The following is a 23,073-nucleotide window of genomic DNA, read 5'->3' as shown; positions in this document are numbered from 1 at the left end:
TACTTTTTGACTAATGTCAGACAAAATGTGTATTTCTTCGGCTCAATGTAGAGCCGCACGAGCAATGTTGGGTTGGTCTCAAGAAAAATTATCAAAACGGGCTAAGGTTGCAAGAGCGACTGTAGCAGATTTTGAACGCGAAGCTCGTACACCAATTTTAAATAACCTTATAGCTATTCAGAAGGCTTTAGAAGAAGACGGAGAAATTGAATTTATTCCAAAAAACGGAGGTGGTGAGGGAGTAAGATTTCGTTCTTCTTAAGCTCTTAAGGAGTTAAAAAACATACAAGAGAAGATATTAAAAATTATTTACGGATGCGATATGCTCCGCAACCACTTTCGGCTGTTCCAACTGCGGAGTATGCCCACAATTCAACGAAATCAATCGACTCTGTACAATATCTCGTTCAAATTTATAAGCATCTTCCATCGGCAAAGTTTCGTCTTTCTCTCCCCATAAAATTAAGGTTGGCTTTGAAATTTCTTTAATTCGCGGTGCTATCTCGCTGTAACCACCACTTTTAGTAAAACTAATTATCGCTTCGTGCCAATTGGGCATATCTAAATGTAAAACGGCGCATTGCAAGGATGTAATTTCGGCATCTGTTAAATTACCAAAATCCCCAAAAAATAGCCCTTGAAGTTTACGTTGTCGCCAATATTCAACAGCTAAATAATCAAAAGGAGGAAACAAAAATCGTCCTTGAGGAAAGCTACCAGAATAACCGACGCTGTTAATTAAAACCAGTTGATGAACGCAATCTGGATAAGAAAGCGTAAAATCTATAGCTGTTGCACCTCCCATCGAAGCACCAACTAAAATTACAGGTTGCTTAATTTGCGTTTTCCAGAAGTGGTACAGATGGGTTTTGATTGTTGCCGGGGAATAATTAATGTTTTTAAGTCTTTCTGTAAACCCGAAACCAAGTAAATCAACTGCCCAAGTTTCGTTTTTATCGGCGAGTAATGGTATTAGTAAGCGGAATTCTAATAAGGAACTCTCGAAACCGTGCAGCAGTAAAATTGGTATTCCGTTGTTACCTTGATGGATGTAAGCTGTTGAAATTGGTTGCCAGTTTAAAGGTGTGGTGATGGGAGTTATTTGAATGTTTTGAAAAAGGTTAATTGCTGATGAATCTTTGAGTTTTGATATATTAATTCCCGATAGGAATTCATGCATAAATGATTAGGTAAATTTAATATCTATTATTATAATGTCTGGTTCTTAGCCTCTGACTGGGAACCCCTTTCATAAAAGGAGGCGGAGCCTCTGGAAATGCATTACAAAGTAGAACCTTGTAACAAGATGACGAGATGCAAATCAAACTATATTAATTTTATCGGCAGCGACTTTGGCTTTTTCTCGCGCTTCTTGAACGCTGCTTCCTTTAGCTAAAGCTACTCCCATGCGTCGATATTTATGAGCGCTGGGTTTACCAAATAATTTAATATCAATGTCTTTTTCTGCAAGTGCTTCGGCTACTCCTGTATAACTAATATTATCGGATTTTTCTGAAGCTAAAATTACCGCACTTGCTGAAGGTGCAAACTGTTCTATATTGGGAATTGGTAAACCTAAAATTGCTCTTAAATGTAGTTCAAATTCATTTAGGTTTTGCGATATTAATGTTACCATCCCCGTATCGTGAGGTCTAGGTGAAAGTTCGGAAAATATTACTTCATTTTTAGTAATAAAAAACTCTACACCAAAAATTCCCGCACCTCCCAAAGCATCAGTTACTTTGATAGCAATTTCTTGGGCTTTTAATGTCATTTTTTCGGAAATTTCCGCAGGTTGCCAAGATTCTTGATAATCACCTCTTTCTTGACGATGACCGATAGGAGAGCAGAAAATAGTGGGGGAATTCCATTGTTTAATAGTTAATAGAGTAATTTCAATTTCAAAGTCGATAAATTCTTCTATAATTACTCTTTGAGTATCACCGCGAGAACCAGAACAAGCATAATCCCAAGCTTTGGCAACGTCTTGTTTATCTTTAACTATAGATTGTCCTTTGCCGGAAGATGACATTACTGGTTTCACTACATTGGGAAAACCAATTTGATTACTAATGTTTATCAATTCATTTAAAGAAGAAGCATAACCATATTTTGCAGTCCTAACACCTAACTCTGTATGCGCTAATTCTCTGATTCTATCGCGATTCATTGTATAATTGGTCGCCGCAGCCGTGGGAATTACAGTAATACCGCGCTGTTCAAATTCTGCTAATTTTTCAGTTCTAATTGCTTCAATTTCCGGTACGATAAAATCCGGTTGATACTTGCTGACAATCGCTTCTAAATCGTCAGCACTCAACATAGAAATTACTTCACAACAATCGGCAACCTGCATCGCTGGAGCATCTTTATAACGGTCAACTGCAATTACAAAATTACCTAAACGTTGCGCTGCAATAACGAATTCTTTACCTAGTTCTCCCGAACCGAGAAGCATGATTTTTTGGGGTAATTTAAAAGATTTTGTCATTAATTTAATTCTTAAACAATAATGAAACCTCACCCTCAATCCCTCTCCTGGTGGAAGGAGAGGGAAGCCAGAGGCAGGGTGAGGTTTTGTACTTAATTAATCCTAGTTAAATATCATCTGATTAATATTTGATTTTTCTACGGTCAATTTGTAAATCTTTACGTTCGATCCGAATTCATATTTATCAAGCAAAAATGCAATTAGTATTTTAAATCACAACCATATTCATGATAAATTGGCTAAAATTACATAGAATCTTTGCAAAGCTAAGTTATAAACTAACTTAAATTTTGCTAGTCATTCTGATGACGGGGTGAAAAAGGCTGCTTCTACCAAATTGCGAATAAATCTACCTGAAACGAAGTGTCAGATGTTATTTTTCTCTCGCTGAAGGGAATTATAAGTACAGGTTTATTTAGTTGTTTTTTGGAGTAAATATAAATGTTGAAGAATACTCGGCTAAAGGCTAATTTGACAAAATTGTTCCCATCTCTTGGAGTTGTTTTAGGAACAGCAGTAATTTTGGGTGGAATGGAAACAACCCAGTTTTCGAGCAATTCCGATAGTGTTACCGATTTAATTACATTAAGTTCAAAACCTGTAAATGCAGCTTCGGATGTTGCTGCTATGGAAAAATCGGTGCATCAACAAATTAATAAATACCGTAGTAGCAAAGGTTTGCCACCGCTAAAAGTGAATCCTAGTGTAAGCGCGATCGCAAGACAACACAGCAAAAGTATGGCAGATAAGCAGGTTCCTTTTGGACATAATGGTTCAAATTCTCGCTATCAAAAGATTTCTAAGTTAATTCGCTGGCGTGGTGTAGCAGAAAACGTTGCTTACAATCAGGGTCATCGTAATCCAGGAAAATCTGCTGTTGACGGTTGGATTAAAAGTCCCGGTCATAATCGAAATATGGTAGGTAAATATCAGGTGACTGGTATTGGTGTTGCGAAAAATTCCAAAGGTGAATATTATTTCACGCAGCTTTTTGTTAGTCAGCGGTAATATTTTAGATATTTCGTCTGCGTATAAATTTACCTAGCGAATGTAATTCGCGGCTACACAGGCAAAGTCCACCTCCGTGGACTATTTCTTATAACCCGCGCAGGCGGGTTTTGCTTGTGTAGTTTAATACTCACAATTTTAATATCCGTTCCCGCAATTTTTCCACTACAGCTTTCTCTTCTTCAGATAAACTCTCATCAAATAGAAGCTGATATATCAACGGCAATCCTAAATCTAATTGTTCTAAAAGCTCCCCTTGAGCAAATACATCATCGGGTTTACCTTCAAAAATTAACTGCCCCTTATCCATCACAAATATCCAGTCAGCCCAACGAAAAACTAAATCTAAGTCATGGGTAGACATTAATAATGTTGTACCGTCTTGATGAATTTTATCCAGGGTTTTGATTAGCTGACGGGTATGTTTAATATCTAAATATGCCGTCGGCTCGTCTAATAATAAGAGTTTGGGTCGTAGTACCATCACATCTGCAATGGAAACTCGTTTTTTTTGTCCCAAGCTAAGATGATGTACTGGTCTTTGCGCTAATTCTTCTAAACTAAGTTCTGCTAATATTTCTTCTACTCTTACCTGAATTTCTTTAACAGGTAAATTCAAATTACATAAGCCATAGGAAATATCTTCTTCTATTGTCGAAGCAACTAACTGTTGTTCTGGATCTTGAAATATTAATCCGACTTCCTGACGTAAATTACTTAAATAATTGCGGTCGTAACGTAATGGTTTACCGTGCCAGCGGACAATTCCACTCGACGGCTTATATAAACCGTTTGCTAATAAAAATAATGTGGTTTTTCCACAACCATTCTGACCGATGAGCGCACATTTTTTACCTGATGGAATATTTAAAGTTAAACCGTTGAGTGAAGATTCTCTAGCGCCGGGATAAGTGTAGTGTACCTGTTCAAATTCAAGTAAATATTCCTGCATTCAGCCACCACTCTAAACTAATTAATATTACACAACCGATTACTGCTTCTAGAATGTAGCGTTTTGAAGGACGATAGCGACGAGGAGCATAAACTCGAAATTCTCCGCTCATTCCCCGTGATTCTAATCCTAATGAAAATTGACTGTATTTTTGCAAGGTTCGCTTTAAAAGCTGTCCGACTAATAATGCTAAACTTTTGATGCTGGTACGAAAATCACGGTACCCGAGACGAGATTTTTGAGCGATAGATAAATCAGTGGCTGTATTCCACAATATGAAAATAAACCGATACATTAATAATAATAATTCAATTAACAGCGTGGGAAACTTGAATCGGCGCAGAGTTTGCAATACTTCCGTAAACGGAACAGTTAGCATTAAAAAATATAGACAAGAAACAGAAGCAAAAGCTCTAGTAAAAATTGCCAGAGCTTGATAAAAACCACTACGACTAATATATATATAGTAAAATTCTAAATTTAAACCTTGCCAGGAATCACCTTGCACCTGGGAAATATCTGCAACAGAAACACCATTAATAACTAAAGCCGGTAAACTAGTCAGCCAAAAAAAACTAGCAACTGCCAATATTCTGATATAAATACCGGCTGGAATTTTCGCATAAACAACCGTCCAAATACCCATCCATAATGCAATTAAAATTTGTACTGGTGGATGGGTAGAAAGAGAAATCAGCAAAGTTGTTAAAGCAAAAACTAATTTATGTTCTGGTGGCAACCCTCGCAATCGATTAGTGTAAGCTAAAGTATCGAGTTTTAAGCTCATTCTTCACGTTTTTGCTTTTCACTACGTCCTTTATATAATCCAATTGCGTAACCAATTAATCCCGCACCCAAAGCAGCTTGAGAGGAAAATAATAAACTTTCAATTTCGCCGCTTGGTGGTTCAAATAGAGGTTGAAACCACGGTTCATAATCCGGTTTAACTTCAGTAATTGCTTCTTCAGCTTCCCCATCAGCACCACCATATTCACCACTTACAAATATTAATGGTGCAACTGCTAAAGCAACGACTATGGATATCAACAGCCAATTGTTCCATCCTTTATTAGACTGACTTGATTGTTTCATTTCCTTGAGGCTCCCGCTTAATTAAATTCAATAATTCTAATTCTTGTGGATTGTAAGATTGCAGCCAATTCCACACCAATACTGTCAGCAAACCTTCACTAATCGCCAAAGGAACTTGAGTTAAAGCAAAAATTCCCGCAAACTTGGCAAACGAAGCCATCACACCACCAACAGGTGCGGGGAAAGCCAAAGCCAATTGGATAGAAGTAATTATATATGTCAATAAATTTGCTAAAGCTGCCGCTAAAAATATCGCTAACCTTTGATTACCAGACAACTGCATCGTTAACCGATAAATCCAAAAAGCCGCAAATGGCCCGGCGATCGCCATCGAAAATGCATTAGCGCCCAATGTTGTCAAGCCGCCGTGTGCCAGTAATAAAGCCTGAAATAGCAGTACCAAAGTCCCCAAAACTGACATCGCCAAAGGACCAAATAATACCGCACCCAAACCCGTACCCGTAGGATGGGAACAGCTACCAGTTACCGAAGGAATTTTCAAAGCCGAAAGCACGAAAGCAAAAGCACCAGCTAAACCTAAAAGTAATTTAAGCTGTGGTTTTTCCTTGGTGATGCGAGTTAAGGATATTAAGCCTAAAACAAAAAACGGTAAAGAAACAGCCCACCAAAAAGCAGCCCAGCCAAATGGTAGAAAACCTTCCATTATATGCATTGCGTAAGCCGGTTTCGGTACACCAATTACCAAATATAAGCTTATTAGCGCTATTCCCAGTAAATTCAGCCGTTTGAGATTTTTTCGGATTCCCATAAAAGATTTAGTTGTGCTTTTTACTAGTTGAAAAGTATTAAAAACAATATTCTCTATTCGAGAGTCAATAACAGCAAAATTTGAACCAATAAATCATAATTGTTTACGCCTATTCGATAAAGCATAAACTGTAAAATTAGTTGCTATTGTCTGCTAGAAAGTTCCCTCGGTGAAGTTTAGCATGAAAAATTTTATTCATACTAGCACGGTAATTTAGTTTTCAATATTAACAAAGATACGTTTTATTGTACGGGTATATTTATAAATTTGATTAATCGATAATATTGGTTAAATGCTTAACATTGACATTAACAATAACGCTGACATTGACATTAACATTGTCATTATTGATTAAAAGCAATTCATCTAAATCAGTTATTTCGATATATAATCAGGCACTTTTTTATAGGATTATCATATAGAATAAGTTTTTCCAAATTAGTCAGCTTACAAACTAAACTAGAAATGGATTGTATTAAAAAAAATATATGAAAAGCAGAAAAAATAGTGTATAAATAGCAAATATTTAGTTTGAGATAAATTTCTATTATTTTTGATTAAGCGTAGGCTATAGTGCTAATTTATTTTCAATCTTGAATTAACCAATTGGTTTTGATGGGAGTCAGCCATCAGACGTAAGGGGGAAAGTCCGGTGTAAATCCAGCGCTGTCCCGCAACTGTAATAAGACAGAAGTCTTTAAGTCAGAATGCCCGCCAAATGTGATAAAAAACACAATAATCTGCGAGGTACGGATGAAAATTATTTTTAGTTGCCAATCGGGAATACAGTTCACAGTATTAATGATGACGGTATTGGGGATATTATCTGGGAACGATCGCGCTACAGCACAAGAAATAGAGCAAATATCAGAATTTTCCCAGTATCAAGGTACAGCAAAGGACTTAGAAATAATTCCAGAATTAATACCTGAAAATACTTCCACTACAAGTAATAACACGGAAGAAATTGCTCAAAATAATCCTGTACAAGAAGCAGAGAAAGAAGAACAAGAAGCAGATATTGAGCTTACAGTTATAGGAGAAATATTAGATCAACCAGTATTTGCACCGTTTCGTCGTGAAGGAAAGGTACGCGATGCGACTCGTCCAGTATACGTAATTAACCGCGAGGAAATTGAAGCCCAGGGTGCGCGTACTGTCAAAGAAGCGCTAAGATTTCTCCCCGGTATTTTACCCGACGGTACTGTGGGAACAGAAATTGGTGGTTTAAGCGGTCAGTTTATTCGCGGTTCTAATACTGGACAAGTATTGATATTAATTAATGGCAGACCAGTTAACAACCTTGGTAGTGGTGGTTTCGACCTTTCAGAAATTACTACAGATATAGTCGAAAGAGTTGAAGTTCTTCCTGGTGGAGGCTCTACCCTCTATGGTTCCGATGCGATTGGAGGGACAATCAATATTATTACTCGTCGTCCAACAAAAGATATTACTACCACCGCTCAGCTAAGATTCGGTAGCTACGATTTAAACGAACAAAGCATTCAAAATAGCGGTAAACAGGGTAATGTCTCTTGGTTGCTAGGCTACAATCGCACTCGCGCTAACAATAACTTTGATTATTCCATTCCCGAAGTTGACTTTGATGGAACTAGAGAAAACGCCGATGTACTCTACAATAATCTGAATTTACAGGTGAATACAGAATTAAATAAACGCCAAAATTTGAGTTTCAACGCGATTTATCTTGCAAAAGACCAGGGAGTTCCCGGTGGTGTAGCAATTCCGCAAATTTCTCAAGCTGCTTTCAACTCGCTTACCGATAATAATCGTAAGTACACCGACCAAGTTCTCACGGATTTAACATGGAATGCAAAATTAGGGAAAGCAGATGATTCCTTAGTCACAGCTAAAGTCTATCTAGACTTTCTCAATACCCGCTTCGACAACCGCACGGGAGACATCAGCAATCAACAACAGTTTGATAACAATCAGAAATCCTTGGGTTTTCAGGTACAGCATAATTGGCAAATTGCTAAAAATCATAATATTACTTATGGTTTTGACTATCGTAATGTCAGCGCTGAAAATGTGACTCGTAACCTCGCAGATGAAACAGAAACAGAGAATTACGATGATAGTATCGGACAGGGAGCCGTATTTGCCAAATATCTGGTCGATGTGACTCCTGAAGTGCGATTAAATTTAGGATTGCGTCAAGATTTCAATAGTTTGATAAATGGTTCCGTAACTTCTCCAGCAGTAGGTGCGCGTTGGAATTTTAGTGAAAAGACTACACTTAGAGCTAACTATATCCGTAATTTCCGAGTCCCTACCCTATTTAATTTATTTAGTAATTCTCCTTTTGCCCAAGGTAATCCAGACTTAAAACCAGAAAGAGGTAATAGTTTTGATGTAGGTATCGACCAACAATTAGGTGATATTGGTTTAATACGTTTTACTTTTTTCAATAACACCATTACCGATAATATTGCTTATGATAATGTCAATTTTACCTATGAAAATATTGGTAAAGTTCGCACAACTGGTGTAGAACTTGCCTTAAACTTGCAATTAGCAAAAAATTTCTACTTTTCTGGTAACTATACTGCAAATGACCCTAGAATACTTGAAAGTTCTAATCCTGCCGAAGTTGACCAAGAATTAAGATTTGCAGGTGCTGATAGTATTAACTTAGGATTTAATTATGAAAATCCCCAAGGTTGGTATGCAGGAATTTTGATGCATTCTTTAGGTAGTTATCCCACCAATAACACCAATACAGAATCTTTACCCGGTTACACAACCTTTGATTTTAAATTGCGAGTTCCTGTAAGTACAAATTTAGCCTTTAATGGTAGTGTAGAAAATATTTTTGACCAAAGATTTCAATTATTTCCCGGCTATCCCGATGCAGGTAGAATTGTACAAGTTGGGATGAATTATAAGTTTTAGGGAATTGGGGATTCCTAACTCATTAATATAAAACAAAACCATCCGTTGTTAAAATCCAAAATCACCATGAGTAACTATAATCCTTGGGTAACACCATTAAATAATCAAAGTACGGAAGATTTACTAACAGGAGGAAAAGTTGAATATGAGGATATTGATTGCAGTTGTGATGTTTTATCATCGTTACTTTACACTTTATTTCAACAAAATTGGCAGCAGGTAGAATTAGGGCACGTTGCTCAAGGTGGGGTTTTAGAATTAGGATTTAACAATCCACCTAAGATTTGTATTCTCTATGATGGTTATCTCACAGTAGTAACAGAAGGTTGGCATTTACACCTGTGTATTGATGATAATTTAGGTGGTCCGAATAACCAAACTCCTTTAGAATTAAGACGACAAAGAAGAGTTAGTCGTGCAGCGTTTTATCGACGTTTCAACAAAGATGGAAATCCCAGAAGTTGGGGAATTGAACTTTGGAATGGTGTGGGTGAGAATGTAATGACAATTTTCTTACCCAATCCTTTAGTAGATGGAGAAAATTTATTACCGGAAGGTAAACCAGACTTATCAAAATTAGCTCTTTATCAAGAATTAAGGGAAATTTATGTATTAGGTAAAAAACCAATGCCATTTACTCAAAATCCCTTAAAACGTGCTTATATTTCAGTTTGTACTTCTGGAAGATGTTTACCTTCACGTAATTGGCAACCAACTTTTGAATCCTTAAAAAATGCTGTGGAAAAAGCCGGTTTAGATATAGAAGTAAGAACATCTGGCTGTTTAGAAGTTTGTAAATTGGGACCAGTCGTATTTAATTCTGAGGACAGAACTTGGTACACTCGCGTTAATCCAGAAATTGCTGAGACGATTGTTGAAAAGCATTTAGTCCAAGGAAATAAAGTTACCGAACATCTTTATCCACCAGAATCGGTTTAAAGATACTCAAGGAAACATCCTATAAAATTAAAATTAACTTCTCTCTGCGTACCTTCGCGATAAACTCCGCGTGCCTTTGCGTTAAAAATATATATAATCCTTATCCTTAAACTATAGGATGCTCCTAATATGCAATTTTTCAGATTGAGCAGAATCAAATCAATATTCTTATTTTATCAAGTTGTGTGTGTTGCGGCTTTAGTAATTGCTTGTCAAAGCACTACACCCACTTTGACTACACAAACTCCTAACAAAAATTGCATTCAAAACTATAACCAAAATACAGATTACTTTCGCCAAAAAGCTAATATCAAATATGCCACAGGTTTTGCTGTAGAATATCAAAATAATTATAAAATTGTCACAGTAAAAAGCCCTTGGCAAGATGCAAAAACAAGCTTTAAATATGCTTTAGTTGAATGCGGTACGCCGGCACCACAAGAATTTAAGAACACTCAAGTAATTACAGTACCCATAAATACAGTTACATCTCTTTCGACTACTCATTTACCCCATTTAGCTTTCTTAGAAGTAGTAGATAAACTCGTCGGTGTCAGCGATACTAAAACAGTCAATACACCAGAAGTAATTGAGAAAATAAAAGCAGGGAAAATTGCAGAATTAGGCAATAATGTAAATGTAGAAAGATTGTTAGAACTCAATCCCGATTTAATTACAACTTATGGAACGGGAAACCCACAAACTGATAGTTATCCTAAATTATTAGAAGCAGGATTAAAAGTAGCTATCAATGCTGAATATATGGAAAACACACCATTAGGGCGTGCAGAATGGTTAAAGTTTACCTCTATGTTTTTTAATAAAGAAGATATTGCTGAAAAAGAATTTGGTGAAATAGCTAGGAAATATCAAGAAATTACGGCTAAAGCCAAAGCTATCAAAAAACGTCCCAAAGTATTTACAGGATTTAACTTTAAAGGAACTTGGTATGTACCAGGATGCAAAAGTTATGCAGCGCAATATTTAGCCGATGCTGGTGCAGAATTACTTTGTGCTGAAAATTCTTCTGGTAGTACACCTTCATCTTTTGAAGATGTTTTTGAACGTGCTGCTACAGCAGATTACTGGTTAAATGTTAGTCAAGCTTGGCAGAGTTTAAAAGATGTAATTACAGAAGATAATCGTTATAGTGATTTTCAAGCAGTAAAAAAAGGTAATGTTTTTAATAATAATGCTCGTTTAAATGAAAGTGGAGGTAACGATTATTGGGAGAGTGGAATAAGCAATCCCGATCTGGTTTTAACCGATTTAATTAAAATTTTTCATCCAGAGTTATTACCAAATCATCAGTTATTTTTTTATCAGAAACTGAGTTAATTTTGATTACAAGATTTAAATGCACGCAAACATTTTGTGTTAATATAAAATTTGACTTCGGTTCTAATGGGGAACAGCCATTAGAGGTAACGGGGAAAGTCCGGTGTGAATCCGGCGCTGTCCCGCAACTGTAAACAAGAAAAATCGTAACCTTGTAAGTCAGAATGCCCGCCGAAAAATCAACAAAAACATAGCTAAATCTACGAGGTATAGATGAAGGCACATACAATATTTGTTTGTACAACTTGTGCAAGCAAGTGGGAAAACGGTAAGCGTGTCGGTGAAAGTGGTGGTGAAAAGCTACTTAAACGCTTGAAAAATGATTATCATAATTGGGATTTAAACCAAGAATTTACTATTCAACCAGTCGAATGCATGAGCGCTTGCAATCGCTCTTGTGTAATTTCCTTCGCTTCACCTGGTAAAACTACGTATCTTTTTGGCGATATTTCCTCTGATTTAACTCCCGTAGAAGTTAAAGGTGTATTCGATTGTGCGGGTAAGTATTACGTACATCCAGAAGGTTCCTTACCTTGGGCTGAACGTCCCCAACCGCTGAAGAAAGGTATTTTAGCGAGGATTCCAGCAGTACAGGTTCCTGTAGAAAAGGAAAATCTTGAAATGGAATTGTGCAATTAAGGGTTTCAGAATTTAATTGCAGCAAAATCTTATCGTAATTAACTTGCAGTTGGACACCTGTTTGAACAACTGCTGGAATTAGTTTGCAAATATTTCGATTTCAAAGATTTGGGTTAATTCCTAGAAAAATTAAATCTCAAAGTTTCTTTCCTGCTAGGAGAGAAATTTTCCCAATCAAAACCCCTATTTCATATAGAACTCACCCACACTCATACACAGGGAAAAATGAAAATTAAAACTGCGACTTTAGGTTATCCCCGCATTGGTAAAAACCGGGAAGTCAAGAAAGCATTAGAAGCTTTTTGGAGTGGGAAAATAGCATCAGAATCGCTATTAGAAACAGTCAAAGAAGTCGAGGAAGCTAACTGGAAAACCCAACTAGATACAGGTATTGATAAAATTGCAGTTGGCGATACAACACTTTATGACCACATCCTTGATTGGACATTCCGTTTCGGTTTAATTCCCGAACGATTTCAGCAATTTTCTGGGTTAGAACGTTATTTTGCAATGGCTAGGGGTAAGGAAGAAATACCCGCGCTGGAAATGACAAAATGGTTTGATACCAACTATCACTATTTAGTTCCAGAAATATCTAATGAAGTTTTAACAGCAGATTGGAGTGATTTTATAGAAAGAGTTACTCGCTCTCAGAAAATCTTAGGAAAACGTGCAATTCCTATCGTTTTTGGTCCCTGTACTTTGCTACGTTTGAGTAAGTTAGAGGTGAATATTGGTAAAGCTATTTCTGTGTTAATTCCGCTTTATATTAACCTGCTTACCGAATTAAAATCTCTGGGTATTACCGAAGTACAAATTCACGAACCTGCGCTGGTACTAGGAGATGCAAATAATTGGAAGCAACATTATCAAACTGTATATAATTCCCTGTCTAATGTAGGAATACCGCTTAATTTAGTCACTTACTTTGATGACTTGGGTGAAAACTATAGCTGGGTAATGGATTTACCTGTAAACGCAATTAGTTTAGATTTGACTCGCGGACGTAATTTAGAGTTAATCAAAACCTATGGTTTCCCCAAAGATAAGCGTTTGGGAGTAGGAATAGTAGATGCAAGAAATATTTGGCAAATTCGTCCTGAAGAAGTTATTCCCAAGTTGGAAACTATCAAAGATATAGTCAGTGAATTTGAAATGCAGCCTTCTGCTTCCTTACAGTTCGTACCCTACGACGCAACACGAGAAAAACAACTTCCCGAACCTTTACGCAATGTATTGAGTTTTGCAGAACAAAAGCTACAAGAAGTAGTATTTTTAGCTCAGAAAATTACAGTTTGCGATTCTGAATGTAACCATGAATCTTTAACCAATATCAATCGAAATAACGACCAAGATCAGTCAAAATTTGATGCTAATAAGCTCACAGTTACTCGATACAAAAAAGACCAAAAATCAATTGAAACAGCCTGGGAAGAATTTCGCCGTTTTAGTCCGACAAATCAAAAAGTTCAGCAACAACTCAAATCACTAATAACCAAAGATTTTGAACGCAATTTATCCTATGATTTAAGACGTTCGTTACAAATTTCATTACCTGCTTTTCCCACAACTACTATTGGTTCCTTTCCCCAAACATCAGAAGTACGTAAACTGCGAGTTCGTTACAAACGAGGTGAAATCAGTCAGGAAGATTATCAAACAGCGATTAAGTCTCAAATTCTCGAATGTATCAAAACCCAAGAAGAAGCAGAGCTTGATGTTTTAGTACATGGAGAATTTGAACGCACGGACATGGTGGAATACTTTGGTCAACAGCTACAAGGTTTTGCTTTTACTCAAAATGGCTGGGTACAAAGTTATGGTAGTCGCTGCGTGCGTCCACCAATTATTTATGGGGATGTGATTCGCACCCAAGCAATGACAGTAGATGAATTTATCTATGCTCAATCTTTGACAGCAAAACCAGTCAAGGGAATGCTGACGGGACCAGTAACTATGGTAAATTGGTCATATACTAGAACAGATATTCCTCGTCAAGAACAAGCTTATCAAATTGCCTTAGCATTGCGGGATGAAGTTACAGATTTAGAAGCAGTTGGTGCAAAGATTATTCAAATAGATGAACCTGCATTACGTGAAGGTTTACCATTGAAACAAGAGCAATGGAATCAGTATTTATCTTGGGCTGTTGATTCCTTTAAATTGAGTGCAGGAATTGCTAAACCAGAAACACAAATTCATACCCATATGTGTTATTCCGAGTTCGGCGATATTATCTCCCATATTGAACGTTTAGATGCAGATGTTTTATCGATTGAAAATAGTCGTAGTAACAATGAAACCCTGTATGAATTAACGGATGGAGGCTATTCTAAACAAGTAGGAAATGGTGTTTATGATGTCCATAGCCCAGCCATTCCGACCAGTGAGCAAATGCTATCTCAATTACGCACAGGAATTGCTAATTTACCCGTTCAACAAATTTGGGTAAATCCTGATTGTGGATTAAAAACTCGTCGTTGGGAAGAGGTAATTCCAGCTTTAAAAAATATGGTTTCAGCAGCTAAAAAACTGCGGGAGGAAGCTAATCTTACCAAAGGAGACTAACTTAAATTGTCAAAAGAATTGAATTTAAGCAATTTTTTACTAATTGGTTATACAGCTTGGAAAGGTTTTTCCAAGCTAGGACGTGGGGCAGTTTTTTGTCATATCAAAAAAGTAGATTTACCCCGCGTTCCTTTTTCTACTATCCGTAGTAAATATCACTGTGCAGATGAAATAATCAGTACCCATTTTCTCATCCAAACAGACCTCAAAGCTTATTTACACGAGTGGATGGTAGCACCAGATACTATTTATCATATCTTGCAAACAGTTGATACTTATAAACCTCAACAAGATATGGTTCTCTTAGTTAAAGATGGTTCACAAATCGAAGTCAATCTTTTACAAAAACCTCTAATGACACCCTTAGAATGTTACCAACAGGTACGTCAGCGCTGGGATGAGTTTTCTATTTACATTTCGTAAAAAAAACAAAGTTCCTACATCGTCAAAAAACAAATAATGTGTTACACCTAATTAATTCAAGGAACATGATGAGAATTATTCTCGTCCACTGAATTTAGAATTGATTGATGATGCTAACCTCTGTATTTGTAGGAAAATCAAGTGATAAAGTTACTAACTAATTTACAAAGAAAACCTTTAGCTTTTATTTCTCTAGGTACATTATTAATGACTGGAAAAATAGCCGTAGCTAACGAAACCGCTAAGAAAGTACAACCAGTAGAACGTTCAGATGCTAACGTTACACCAGTTTCCGCAGAAAGCGAAAAGGCTTGTGTGAAACATCCAAAATTCGGGAAATTTTTCTGTGCTAAAGCAGAAGAATTATCTCATTTAAAAAAAGGTAATCCACAAATTGATGCTGCCGATGTAAATAATGAGAATGCGTTACTTGCTGTTACAGATGCAGAAAGTGATGCTGCTGTAGATATGTTTGGTTGTGATTGTGTTGCATCGATAAACTGTCTGCGTAAACTGCGAAATAGTTTACCGTAGGATTTATTTTACCGTCGTAACCTCTAACTAATTTCTGATTAATTATAAATATAGGGTGTAACTACCTCTAAGGTATAGAGTAAGTGGATTTAATTATATTTATTAATACTCTATGCCTTTTATGTAAATTTATTTTTGCTTATTCTCAAACGTAATTATCTTCTTAAAATTATATGAACCGTCGTAACTTTCTTACTTTATTTAGTGTAAGCTTATTTGTAAGTTGTTCGCCTATATTGTTTGCTGCAAGTTACGCAGCCAAACCCAAACTAAAATCAAAATATAGAAAATGGATTTCTGTAGGAACTGTAGAAGAGTTAGATAAAACTGGTCAAATCTTAAAAGAAGAATCGTCTTTGGGTGCAATTTTAGTAATTGGTACATCTAAAAGTAAAAACTTGGTTGCTGTTAATCCAACATGCACTCACCTTGGTTGTACCGTGGATTGGGAAGCAGAAGAAAATATCTTTTTATGTCCCTGTCATGCTTCAGAATTCACCACTGATGGTAAAGTCCAAAATGGACCAGCAGCAAAACCACTTTCAACTTATGAAGCCAGGATACTGTTAAATACAGTAATGGTAAGACCTGTTTGATGGTTCTCATAAATACAATTTGATTCAAATATTGCGAATGAATACGCAACAGCATCTACCAAACTATAATAGGAGTTTAATATTCAGATGACCCCAGACATCAACTCCCAAGATTGGCAACAAAATTTTATTTCCACCAACTTAATTGCTATTGGCTACAATGCTTGGCTTGGCTATTCTAACGGAGAACGTGGTATTGTTATTTGCAGTACGAATTCACCTCATTTAGGTGTTTCTGGGGAAACATTTAAAGCGCATTTTGTTCCCCGTCAAAATCTTGCACCTTTTCTCAATGCTTGGTTAGCAGCACCAGATACTGTACTCTTACAAAGACACTTCATGAACGGTCATATTCTGCAAGCTGTAGATAGCTATAATCCAGAAAAAGATGCTGTGTTTTTGTTGGAGTATAGAAATCAAGTTGCTTTTTGTTATTTAACTAATTTGCCAATTACACCACCGCAATGTTTCCAAACTGTCCGTAAACAATTAGTGGAATTTCAATCCACTTTTAACTCATTTCAAACAGAAAAAATAGGTTATAAATAACAAATATTTAACTTAGGATAGATTGATATTTTCTTACCCTTGAAATAACTGTATGTTTACACGTAGTTACAGAAATAACAAAAAAGATAAAAACAAATTAAAAAATAATAGAAGTTGGCAAGTCATTATTTTTCCTATTTTGATCGGTAGCTTAATATTCGTATTTTTATTAAATTTAGCTTTTGGTTCTGTCAATATTCCGATTCAACAAGTAATTATTATTCTGTTGGGAGGAGAATCAGAAAAAGCTACTTGGACTACTATTATTCTCAAATTTCGCTTACCAAAAGCTTTAACTGCTACTTTAGCTGGTGCTGCTTTGGGTGTAAGTGGTTTAGAAATGCAAACGCTTTTTAAAAACCCCCTTGCGGGACCATTTGTATTAGGAATTAGTTCCGGTGCTTCTTTAGGAGTAGCGTTAGTGGTACTGGCAACAAACACTACTGGTATGGGTGTATGGCTGATAAAATTGGGAATAATTGACGATTTAAGTTTAGTTATAGCAGCTTGTCTGGGTGCAGCATTAGTGTTAGGAATGGTCTTATTAATATCTCATCGCGTACCTGATTCGATGACGCTACTAATTTTGGGATTATTATTTGGTTATGCGACTAGCGCTATTGTGAGTATTTTGCTGCATTTTAGTGAAAATAATCAAATCCAATCATATTTACAGTGGACTTTTGGAAGTTTTGGCGGTGTCACTTGGCGACAAATGGTAATTTTAGCGCCTGTAATAATGTTAGGATTAACTATAGCTTTGCTATTATCAAAAGCTTTGAATGTAATGCTTTTAGGTGAATCTCAAGCTCAAACTTTGGGTTTAGCACTACAACAAACAAGATTCTGGATTATCACCAGCGCTTCAATTTTAGCAGGTGCAATTACTGCTTTTTGCGGTCCGATTGGATTTTTAGGTGTTATAGTTCCTCACCTGTGTCGCAATTTATTTAAAACTGTAAACCATAAAATATTGATTCCCGTTGTAGCCGTGATGGGTGCAATATTGGCTTTGATAGCAGATTTGGTATCCCAGTTACCGGGAAGCGAGGCTGTTTTACCTTTAAATTCCGTTACTGCTTTGATTGGTACTCCAGTTGTGATGTGGGTAATTTTGCATCGTCGTTCCCGTTTTTCTTGAGTATTAAAACATCCTACAAATTATTGAATTCTACTATTTCAGAAATGCAATCAGGAATTTTTTTGATTGGATTATCATATAAACCGATAAAATCCAAATTAGTCAGTTTACAAACAGATTCAGAAATTTCTTGTAATTGGTTATCTTCAAAAAATAAGTCTTCCAAATTAATCAGTTCAAAAAGCTCTTCTGGTAGCTCTTTTAATTTATTATCGCCTAAACTAAGCCATTCTAATTTTCTAAGTTGACATATATCTGCTGGAAGCTCTTGTATTTGATTAAAGTCCAAAGACAAGCACGTCAAATTTTTAAGTTTAAAGATAGCTGAAGGAATAGACGTAAATTCATTTCTATCTAAATGAAGTTGTTTTAAATTAATCAGTTCACCAAAACTTTTAGGAAGAGTTTCGATTTGATTAGAATCCATCTGTAAATCGTCTAAATTTTTCAGTTTGGATATTTCTGGTGAAATAATTTTCAAACGGTTCCATCTCAAATCTAACGAAGTTAAAGATTCTATCTCAAAAACTTCGATTGGTATTTCTGTTAAGCCGTGATTAATTAAGTCAAAACTAGTATCATGTGTTTCTTTTGCTTCTTTTACTCGTTTGTGAAACCAATCCCAGTCTATTTCAGAATAATTACTCATAAATTTCGACTTTATTTATCAATTAAAATTACTCATTTACAAATTAATTAACAGATGATTTGCTTAAATCAGTTACCTTAGAAACACAATCGGGTATTTCTGTGATTGGATTATCAAATAAAGTAAGTTTTTTTAAATTAGTCAGCTTACCAATAGAACTTGAAATTTCTTCTAATTGATTATCTTCCAAAAACAGATATTTTAAATTAGTAAGTTCAAAAAGTTCTTCTGGTAGCTCTGTTAAATTATTTCCTCTCAAATCAAGTGATTCTAAATTTTTGAGTTGAGATATATTTGCTGCAAGCTTATCTATCCGATTAAAGCTTAAAGATAAGCCAGTCAAAGTTGGAATTTCAAAAATAACTGAAGGAATAGATACTAAATCATTTTCTTCCAAATAAAGCTCGTATAGATTTGTCAGTTGAGTTAATTCTTGGGGAAGAGTTGTAATTTCGTTGTTGTCTAAAATCAAATAGCTTAAATTAGTTAATTGAGATATATCTGTTGGGATATTTGTAAAGCGATTGTAGCTTAAATCTAATTCACACAAAGAATCTATCTCAAAAACTTCTGTTGGTATTTCCTTTAAACCATAGTTACTTAAATTAAAACAACCCCAATATTCTTCTTTTGCTTGTTTTATTTGTTTTTGAATCTCATCCCAGTTGATTTTGTTGTAATTACGCATGATTGCTGGATCAAAATATAAAGTGATAGCTCCAAATTGCTGGAGACGTAGCAGTGCTACGTCTCTACAATAATTTCGCGTTTGCGACAAATCCCCGTAGTGAAAGCATCTTGCTCTTTACTACCAATTACCAATCCCCAATGCCCAATCCCCAATTCACTCATCAATCTCAGCCAATTCCATCCACCTTTCCGTAGATTTCTCAATCTCTTCCTTCAATTTCTCAACTTTATCAAAAAGCTCCTGCACTTTAGAATAATCTCCAGCACCTTTGGTTAGAGCCATTTCGGTTTCGGTTTTCTCATCTTCCAACTGAGCAATCTTTCCTTCTAACTGCTCGAATTCCTTCCTTTCCCAATTCGATAAACGACGCTTCTTTTTATTGTCTTCTTTTTTTACTTGAGTTTCTACTTTCTGCGCTGCTACCTTTGGCTTACTTTTCTCTAACTCTGCTTGCAACTGCTTTTCTTTCGCTTCTTCCGCTCTCTTAAAATCAAGATAAACTGAATAATTACCGGGGAATTCCCGAATCTTGGTATCTTCAAAAGCAAAAATTCTATCGATTGTTCTATCTAAAAAGTAGCGGTCGTGAGATACTACTATTACGCAACCTTTGAAGTCTTCTAAATAATCTTCTAATACTGCTAAAGTTTGTACGTCTAAATCGTTTGTTGGTTCGTCCAATATTAAAACATTCGGCGCACTCATCAAAACTCGTAATAAAAATAAACGCCGTTTTTCACCACCGGAAAGTTTATCAATCGGTGCATATTGTTGATTCGGGGGAAACAAAAACCTCTCCAACATTTGAGAGGCACTTATTCTAGTTCCATCGGCAGTTTCAATAAATTCTGCACCTTCTTGCTTGATATAATCAATCACCCGCTGCGAATCGTTGGAAGCACCAATCAATTCTTCCGAATGCTGATCGAAATAACCAATATAAACGGTAGTACCAATATCAACTTCACCAGTATCCGGTTGCTCTCTTCCGGTAATAATATTGATTAAAGTGGATTTCCCAGCACCGTTTTCACCAATAATTCCGACTCTATCTTCCGGACTAAATTCGTAGGTAAAATCTTTAAATAAAGTGCGGTTATCGTAAATTTTCGAGATATTATTAACTTCAATAACTTTCTTACCAATGCGACGACTAGCTGTAGAAATCTCAACTTTCCCTTGAGTTTGTTTAAACTCAGTTGCTCGCATTTCGCTAATTCGATCAATTCTCGCTTTTTGCTTGGTACTTCTTGCTTTTGGCCCTTTTTTTAACCATTCTAATTCTCGCCGCAATACTCCTTTAAATTTCTGCTGACTGCTCGCAGCAGATTCTTCGGCTTCGGCTTTCTTTTGCAAATAATAGGAATAGTTTCCGGAGTAAGTATAAAAATCACCTCGGTCAATTTCGATAATTCTATTTGTAACTTTATCCAAAAAATATCTATCGTGAGTTATTAATAATAAAGCGCCATTTCTACGATTCAAATAACTTTGCAGCCACTCCACAGAATCAGCATCTAAATGGTTTGTCGGCTCATCCATTAATAATAAATCTGGTTCGGATAACAAAGCAGTTGCTAAAGCAATCCGCTTGCGATAACCACCAGATAAAGTACCAATTATGGCATCAAAATCTGTAATTCCTAACTGAGAAAGAATAATTTTAGCGTTGGTTTCAACTTCCCAAGCACCAAGAATATCCATCCGAGAAGTTACTTCACCCAAACGCGATAATAATTGATTATCTTCAGGATTTTTAGCTAATTTATCGGAAATTTCTTCATATTCGCGCACCAAATTCATTTGCTCGCTACTGTCAGCAAATATCTGCTCTAAAACAGTGAGACTTTCATCTAAATCTGGCTGTTGCGGTAAATATATAACCTTTGCGCCGGGATTGACAATAATTTCACCACCATCAATTGGTTCCATCCCAGCAATCATTTTTAATAAAGTAGATTTACCAGAACCGTTAGTACCAATTAGCCCAACTTTTTCATCAGCATCCAAGCTAAAAGAAGCATCTTTAAGAATTTCCTTAATGCCAAAATCTTTTTTGACAGATTGTAATGTAATAACACCCATAGGATTTTAGATTTTAGGTTTTAGTTTTTTTAAATCAGGTGCTTTATATTCCAAGACACCATGTTATAAGATAGCTTAGGTATTAGAGTCAGTACACTTTTTTTCGTAGATAACAAATACTGAAAGCCGTAATGCAACAACAAATAGTGACGCATTACGGCTTCTCAATATTTAAGGCGCAATGAGATTATTGAAACCCGTATGCATTGTAATATTCAATGCCCAATGCCCGATTACCAAGATAATTTAATCAAATAAATCTAAAGGTAAATGTCCGTACATATGGTTCATTCCACCTTCGGAAGAAGACTGACAAGAAACTAAAACCCCACGATGATGCCCCATGTAGCCATCTATGTAGCACAAGCCATTTTTACCATTTAATTTAATGTAAACGGGACCTTCAATTGATGGTAAATTACTCGGAGGCTCGTATCCCAATGCTTTGGAATAGCTTTCCATTGCTTTTATTCCTTCTTCGGTGGTATCGGCAGAAATACCCAGAATTTGATAATCGCAAAGATTCGCAAGCAAAGTCAAAGCCCCACGGACTGAAATTTTATCTGATGGCTTCAGTTGGGCTGCAACATCAACGAAGTCATATTTACTCAATATTTTCTTGGCTTCTTCAACCGTAATTTGGGTTTGGGGTTTGCTTGTCATAGCCTAACTTGAATCAACTAGGGGTTTACTTGGTATGGCGTAGAGCTTCTACTCTACCAAAAATTTACAGTTACGATTGATCTTGTATGTTACTTAAATTAAACAAAAATGGCACGCCACCTTCAGACTCATTCCCCATGACTAAAACTCTTGGCATTTGAGCGCCTCCACTTTTCCAGGCTTCAATAGCTTCTTTTTGTAACACTAACTGTCCACCTTGAGCTTTCAAAGTTTCAGCTAACAGTTTTTGGGCTTCTGCTCTACCTCTAGCGCGGTTAATGTCCGCGAATGCTTCTTGCTCGGCTTCTGCTGCTACATAAACTGCTCTTTGCGAACGCTGCTCGGCAATTTGCTTGTCTTCAACTGCTTTGGCAAATTCGGGGGAGAAGGTTAAGTCAATGACGCTAGTATCTAAAACAATTACTCCATATTTTTCCAAACGTTCACTTAAAGCGTTATCAAAATCATTTTTCAACTCTTCTCTTTTGGTAATAGCTTCTTCTACCGTTCTTCTCGCTGCGGCAACTTTAAAAGATTCCTGAGTTTGCGGTGCAATAATTTTCGAGACGATATTTTGTAAACTTCCCTGCTTTCTTCTAATTTCCACAACTTCTACGGAATCTATCCGAAAGTTGATTGCAAATTTTGCCGTCAATTCTTGCAAATCTTTGGTAGAACTTTGGGCGGGAATTTCGTATTTCTGTACTGTCACATCGTATACATCGACATTAGAAATTAGTGGTGGTTTGAAATGAATACCTTCAAGTAAAGCACCATCTTGAGCTTTTCCTAATATACTCAAAACTCCGGCTTGACCGGGATTAATAATTACAAATGCATTCAGAGCAAAAATAAGCACTAATGACAATACAACCCCTGCGATTGCCGATTGCAATCCACCTAATTGTTGATTCTTCAATTTATTACTCCTTTTTATGTTAGTTATTCAGTTATCAGTTATCAATTACCAATTATCAATCCAGTATAATTATTGCCCAATTTATACTCTTAAAGTAAATGGTGAAAGTAA

The 23,073-nt window shown here is 36.2% G+C and carries 23 protein-coding genes and 2 riboswitches; of the genes, 12 read left to right on the top strand and 11 right to left on the bottom strand.

The window, feature by feature from the left end:
• The first annotated feature begins 13 nt into the window (after positions 1 to 13).
• Positions 14 to 262: a helix-turn-helix domain-containing protein gene (locus ACM03V_RS13920; protein WP_414621384.1), complete on the top strand. Its 249-nt coding sequence runs from the start codon at positions 14 to 16 to the stop codon at positions 260 to 262.
• A 36-nt stretch (positions 263 to 298) separates the two neighbouring features.
• On the opposite strand, the gene ACM03V_RS13915 is transcribed toward ACM03V_RS13920, so the two are convergent.
• Positions 299 to 1,180 (bottom strand): alpha/beta fold hydrolase, encoded by an 882-nt coding sequence (locus ACM03V_RS13915; RefSeq protein ID WP_414621383.1) that lies wholly within the window; start codon positions 1,178 to 1,180, stop codon positions 299 to 301.
• 141 nt (positions 1,181 to 1,321) lie between these two features.
• The gene (gene purT / locus ACM03V_RS13910; protein WP_414621382.1) at positions 1,322 to 2,491 is read right to left on the bottom strand and encodes a formate-dependent phosphoribosylglycinamide formyltransferase; all 1,170 of its coding nucleotides are present in this window, start codon (positions 2,489 to 2,491) and stop codon (positions 1,322 to 1,324) included.
• A 441-nt stretch (positions 2,492 to 2,932) separates the two neighbouring features.
• Here purT and ACM03V_RS13905 point away from each other — a divergent pair, with 441 nt between their 5' ends.
• Positions 2,933 to 3,499: a CAP domain-containing protein gene (locus ACM03V_RS13905; RefSeq protein ID WP_414621381.1), complete on the top strand. Its 567-nt coding sequence runs from the start codon at positions 2,933 to 2,935 to the stop codon at positions 3,497 to 3,499.
• 130 nt (positions 3,500 to 3,629) lie between these two features.
• Here ACM03V_RS13905 and ACM03V_RS13900 read toward each other — a convergent pair whose 3' ends face one another.
• From ACM03V_RS13900 to ACM03V_RS13885, 4 genes are read right to left on the bottom strand one after another with little or no spacing between them, the layout of a single operon-like run.
• Complete coding sequence (locus tag ACM03V_RS13900) at positions 3,630 to 4,451, bottom strand: energy-coupling factor ABC transporter ATP-binding protein (RefSeq protein ID WP_414621380.1); 822 nt, start codon at positions 4,449 to 4,451, stop codon at positions 3,630 to 3,632.
• Positions 4,432 to 5,238 (bottom strand): cobalt ECF transporter T component CbiQ, encoded by an 807-nt coding sequence (gene cbiQ / locus ACM03V_RS13895; RefSeq protein WP_414621379.1) that lies wholly within the window; start codon positions 5,236 to 5,238, stop codon positions 4,432 to 4,434. The genes ACM03V_RS13900 and cbiQ overlap by 20 nt, the downstream gene beginning before the upstream one ends.
• Positions 5,235 to 5,543, bottom strand: coding sequence for an energy-coupling factor ABC transporter substrate-binding protein (locus ACM03V_RS13890; protein ID WP_414621378.1), 309 nt, complete (start codon positions 5,541 to 5,543; stop codon positions 5,235 to 5,237). Before ACM03V_RS13890 ends, cbiQ begins: the two co-directional genes overlap by 4 nt.
• Entirely contained in the window at positions 5,521 to 6,312 is a 792-nt protein-coding gene (locus ACM03V_RS13885) for an energy-coupling factor ABC transporter permease (protein ID WP_414621377.1), read from the bottom strand. Before ACM03V_RS13885 ends, ACM03V_RS13890 begins: the two co-directional genes overlap by 23 nt.
• Positions 6,313 to 6,902: 590 nt before the next feature.
• Positions 6,903 to 7,046, top strand: a riboswitch (cobalamin riboswitch).
• 19 nt (positions 7,047 to 7,065) lie between these two features.
• Between ACM03V_RS13885 and ACM03V_RS13880 the strand changes: the two genes are divergently transcribed.
• The 10 genes from ACM03V_RS13880 to ACM03V_RS13835 all read left to right on the top strand — a co-directional run bounded on the left by ACM03V_RS13880 (position 7,066) and on the right by ACM03V_RS13835 (position 17,955).
• Positions 7,066 to 9,228 (top strand): TonB-dependent receptor plug domain-containing protein, encoded by a 2,163-nt coding sequence (locus ACM03V_RS13880; protein ID WP_414621376.1) that lies wholly within the window; start codon positions 7,066 to 7,068, stop codon positions 9,226 to 9,228.
• Between the two features lie 66 nt (positions 9,229 to 9,294).
• Entirely contained in the window at positions 9,295 to 10,167 is an 873-nt protein-coding gene (locus ACM03V_RS13875; RefSeq protein ID WP_414621375.1) for a (2Fe-2S) ferredoxin domain-containing protein, read from the top strand.
• Positions 10,168 to 10,296: 129 nt separating this feature from the next.
• A complete protein-coding gene (locus ACM03V_RS13870) occupies positions 10,297 to 11,505 on the top strand; it encodes an ABC transporter substrate-binding protein (RefSeq protein WP_414621374.1) in 1,209 nt (402 codons plus the stop codon).
• A gap of 41 nt (positions 11,506 to 11,546) precedes the next feature.
• Positions 11,547 to 11,696, top strand: a riboswitch (cobalamin riboswitch).
• Between the two features lie 22 nt (positions 11,697 to 11,718).
• Positions 11,719 to 12,144 (top strand): DUF1636 domain-containing protein, encoded by a 426-nt coding sequence (locus tag ACM03V_RS13865; protein ID WP_414621373.1) that lies wholly within the window; start codon positions 11,719 to 11,721, stop codon positions 12,142 to 12,144.
• A 225-nt stretch (positions 12,145 to 12,369) separates the two neighbouring features.
• The gene (gene metE, locus ACM03V_RS13860) at positions 12,370 to 14,712 is read left to right on the top strand and encodes a 5-methyltetrahydropteroyltriglutamate--homocysteine S-methyltransferase (protein WP_414621372.1); all 2,343 of its coding nucleotides are present in this window, start codon (positions 12,370 to 12,372) and stop codon (positions 14,710 to 14,712) included.
• 6 nt (positions 14,713 to 14,718) lie between these two features.
• A complete protein-coding gene (locus ACM03V_RS13855) occupies positions 14,719 to 15,135 on the top strand; it encodes a hypothetical protein (RefSeq protein WP_414621371.1) in 417 nt (138 codons plus the stop codon).
• Between the two features lie 141 nt (positions 15,136 to 15,276).
• Positions 15,277 to 15,669, top strand: a complete 393-nt coding sequence (locus ACM03V_RS13850) for a hypothetical protein (RefSeq protein WP_414621370.1) — start codon at positions 15,277 to 15,279, stop codon at positions 15,667 to 15,669.
• A 173-nt stretch (positions 15,670 to 15,842) separates the two neighbouring features.
• Complete coding sequence (locus ACM03V_RS13845) at positions 15,843 to 16,265, top strand: ubiquinol-cytochrome c reductase iron-sulfur subunit (RefSeq protein ID WP_414621369.1); 423 nt, start codon at positions 15,843 to 15,845, stop codon at positions 16,263 to 16,265.
• 87 nt (positions 16,266 to 16,352) lie between these two features.
• Entirely contained in the window at positions 16,353 to 16,814 is a 462-nt protein-coding gene (locus tag ACM03V_RS13840; protein ID WP_414621368.1) for a hypothetical protein, read from the top strand.
• Between the two features lie 52 nt (positions 16,815 to 16,866).
• Entirely contained in the window at positions 16,867 to 17,955 is a 1,089-nt protein-coding gene (locus tag ACM03V_RS13835) for an iron chelate uptake ABC transporter family permease subunit (RefSeq protein ID WP_414621367.1), read from the top strand.
• A gap of 13 nt (positions 17,956 to 17,968) precedes the next feature.
• Here the strand turns inward: ACM03V_RS13835 and ACM03V_RS13830 are convergent, their stop codons facing one another.
• The 5 genes from ACM03V_RS13830 to ACM03V_RS13810 all read right to left on the bottom strand — a co-directional run bounded on the left by ACM03V_RS13830 (position 17,969) and on the right by ACM03V_RS13810 (position 22,962).
• Positions 17,969 to 18,604, bottom strand: coding sequence for a leucine-rich repeat domain-containing protein (locus tag ACM03V_RS13830; RefSeq protein ID WP_414621366.1), 636 nt, complete (start codon positions 18,602 to 18,604; stop codon positions 17,969 to 17,971).
• A 43-nt stretch (positions 18,605 to 18,647) separates the two neighbouring features.
• Positions 18,648 to 19,292 carry a leucine-rich repeat domain-containing protein gene (locus ACM03V_RS13825; RefSeq protein WP_414621365.1) on the bottom strand — a complete coding sequence of 215 codons (645 nt, stop codon included), beginning with the start codon at positions 19,290 to 19,292 and terminating at the stop codon, positions 18,648 to 18,650.
• Between the two features lie 156 nt (positions 19,293 to 19,448).
• Positions 19,449 to 21,380: an ABC-F family ATP-binding cassette domain-containing protein gene (locus ACM03V_RS13820; protein WP_414621364.1), complete on the bottom strand. Its 1,932-nt coding sequence runs from the start codon at positions 21,378 to 21,380 to the stop codon at positions 19,449 to 19,451.
• A gap of 246 nt (positions 21,381 to 21,626) precedes the next feature.
• On the bottom strand, positions 21,627 to 22,043 hold the full coding sequence (locus ACM03V_RS13815) for a DUF1824 family protein (RefSeq protein WP_414621363.1): 417 nt from the start codon (positions 22,041 to 22,043) through the stop codon (positions 21,627 to 21,629).
• Between the two features lie 70 nt (positions 22,044 to 22,113).
• Positions 22,114 to 22,962, bottom strand: a complete 849-nt coding sequence (locus tag ACM03V_RS13810) for a prohibitin family protein (RefSeq protein ID WP_414621362.1) — start codon at positions 22,960 to 22,962, stop codon at positions 22,114 to 22,116.
• Positions 22,963 to 23,073 lie beyond the last annotated feature (111 nt).

It is taken from the genome of Calothrix sp. CCY 0018 (genome assembly GCF_963920925.1).
GTDB lineage: Bacteria > Cyanobacteriota > Cyanobacteriia > Cyanobacteriales > Nostocaceae > Rivularia.
Note: the sequence above shows the minus strand (reverse complement) of the source record. Positions and strands in the feature narration are given on the sequence as shown.

Bases quoted from the DNA above. Each gene is read 5' to 3' on its own strand.
- ACM03V_RS13885 (WP_414621377.1), bottom strand. From the start codon at position 6,312: ATGGGAATCCGAAAAAATCTCAAACGGCTGAATTTACTGGGAATAGCG.
- ACM03V_RS13815 (WP_414621363.1), bottom strand. From the start codon at position 22,043: ATGACAAGCAAACCCCAAACCCAAATTACGGTTGAAGAAGCCAAGAAA.
- purT (WP_414621382.1), bottom strand. From the start codon at position 2,491: ATGACAAAATCTTTTAAATTACCCCAAAAAATCATGCTTCTCGGTTCG.
- ACM03V_RS13905 (WP_414621381.1), top strand. From the start codon at position 2,933: ATGTTGAAGAATACTCGGCTAAAGGCTAATTTGACAAAATTGTTCCCA.
- ACM03V_RS13835 (WP_414621367.1), top strand. From the start codon at position 16,867: ATGTTTACACGTAGTTACAGAAATAACAAAAAAGATAAAAACAAATTA.
- ACM03V_RS13890 (WP_414621378.1), bottom strand. From the start codon at position 5,543: ATGAAACAATCAAGTCAGTCTAATAAAGGATGGAACAATTGGCTGTTG.
- ACM03V_RS13870 (WP_414621374.1), top strand. From the start codon at position 10,297: ATGCAATTTTTCAGATTGAGCAGAATCAAATCAATATTCTTATTTTAT.
- ACM03V_RS13840 (WP_414621368.1), top strand. From the start codon at position 16,353: ATGACCCCAGACATCAACTCCCAAGATTGGCAACAAAATTTTATTTCC.
- ACM03V_RS13830 (WP_414621366.1), bottom strand. From the start codon at position 18,604: ATGAGTAATTATTCTGAAATAGACTGGGATTGGTTTCACAAACGAGTA.
- cbiQ (WP_414621379.1), bottom strand. From the start codon at position 5,238: ATGAGCTTAAAACTCGATACTTTAGCTTACACTAATCGATTGCGAGGG.
- ACM03V_RS13880 (WP_414621376.1), top strand. From the start codon at position 7,066: ATGAAAATTATTTTTAGTTGCCAATCGGGAATACAGTTCACAGTATTA.
- ACM03V_RS13915 (WP_414621383.1), bottom strand. From the start codon at position 1,180: ATGCATGAATTCCTATCGGGAATTAATATATCAAAACTCAAAGATTCA.
- ACM03V_RS13900 (WP_414621380.1), bottom strand. From the start codon at position 4,451: ATGCAGGAATATTTACTTGAATTTGAACAGGTACACTACACTTATCCC.
- metE (WP_414621372.1), top strand. From the start codon at position 12,370: ATGAAAATTAAAACTGCGACTTTAGGTTATCCCCGCATTGGTAAAAAC.
- ACM03V_RS13875 (WP_414621375.1), top strand. From the start codon at position 9,295: ATGAGTAACTATAATCCTTGGGTAACACCATTAAATAATCAAAGTACG.
- ACM03V_RS13865 (WP_414621373.1), top strand. From the start codon at position 11,719: ATGAAGGCACATACAATATTTGTTTGTACAACTTGTGCAAGCAAGTGG.
- ACM03V_RS13820 (WP_414621364.1), bottom strand. From the start codon at position 21,380: ATGGGTGTTATTACATTACAATCTGTCAAAAAAGATTTTGGCATTAAG.
- ACM03V_RS13920 (WP_414621384.1), top strand. From the start codon at position 14: ATGTCAGACAAAATGTGTATTTCTTCGGCTCAATGTAGAGCCGCACGA.
- ACM03V_RS13845 (WP_414621369.1), top strand. From the start codon at position 15,843: ATGAACCGTCGTAACTTTCTTACTTTATTTAGTGTAAGCTTATTTGTA.
- ACM03V_RS13825 (WP_414621365.1), bottom strand. From the start codon at position 19,292: ATGCGTAATTACAACAAAATCAACTGGGATGAGATTCAAAAACAAATA.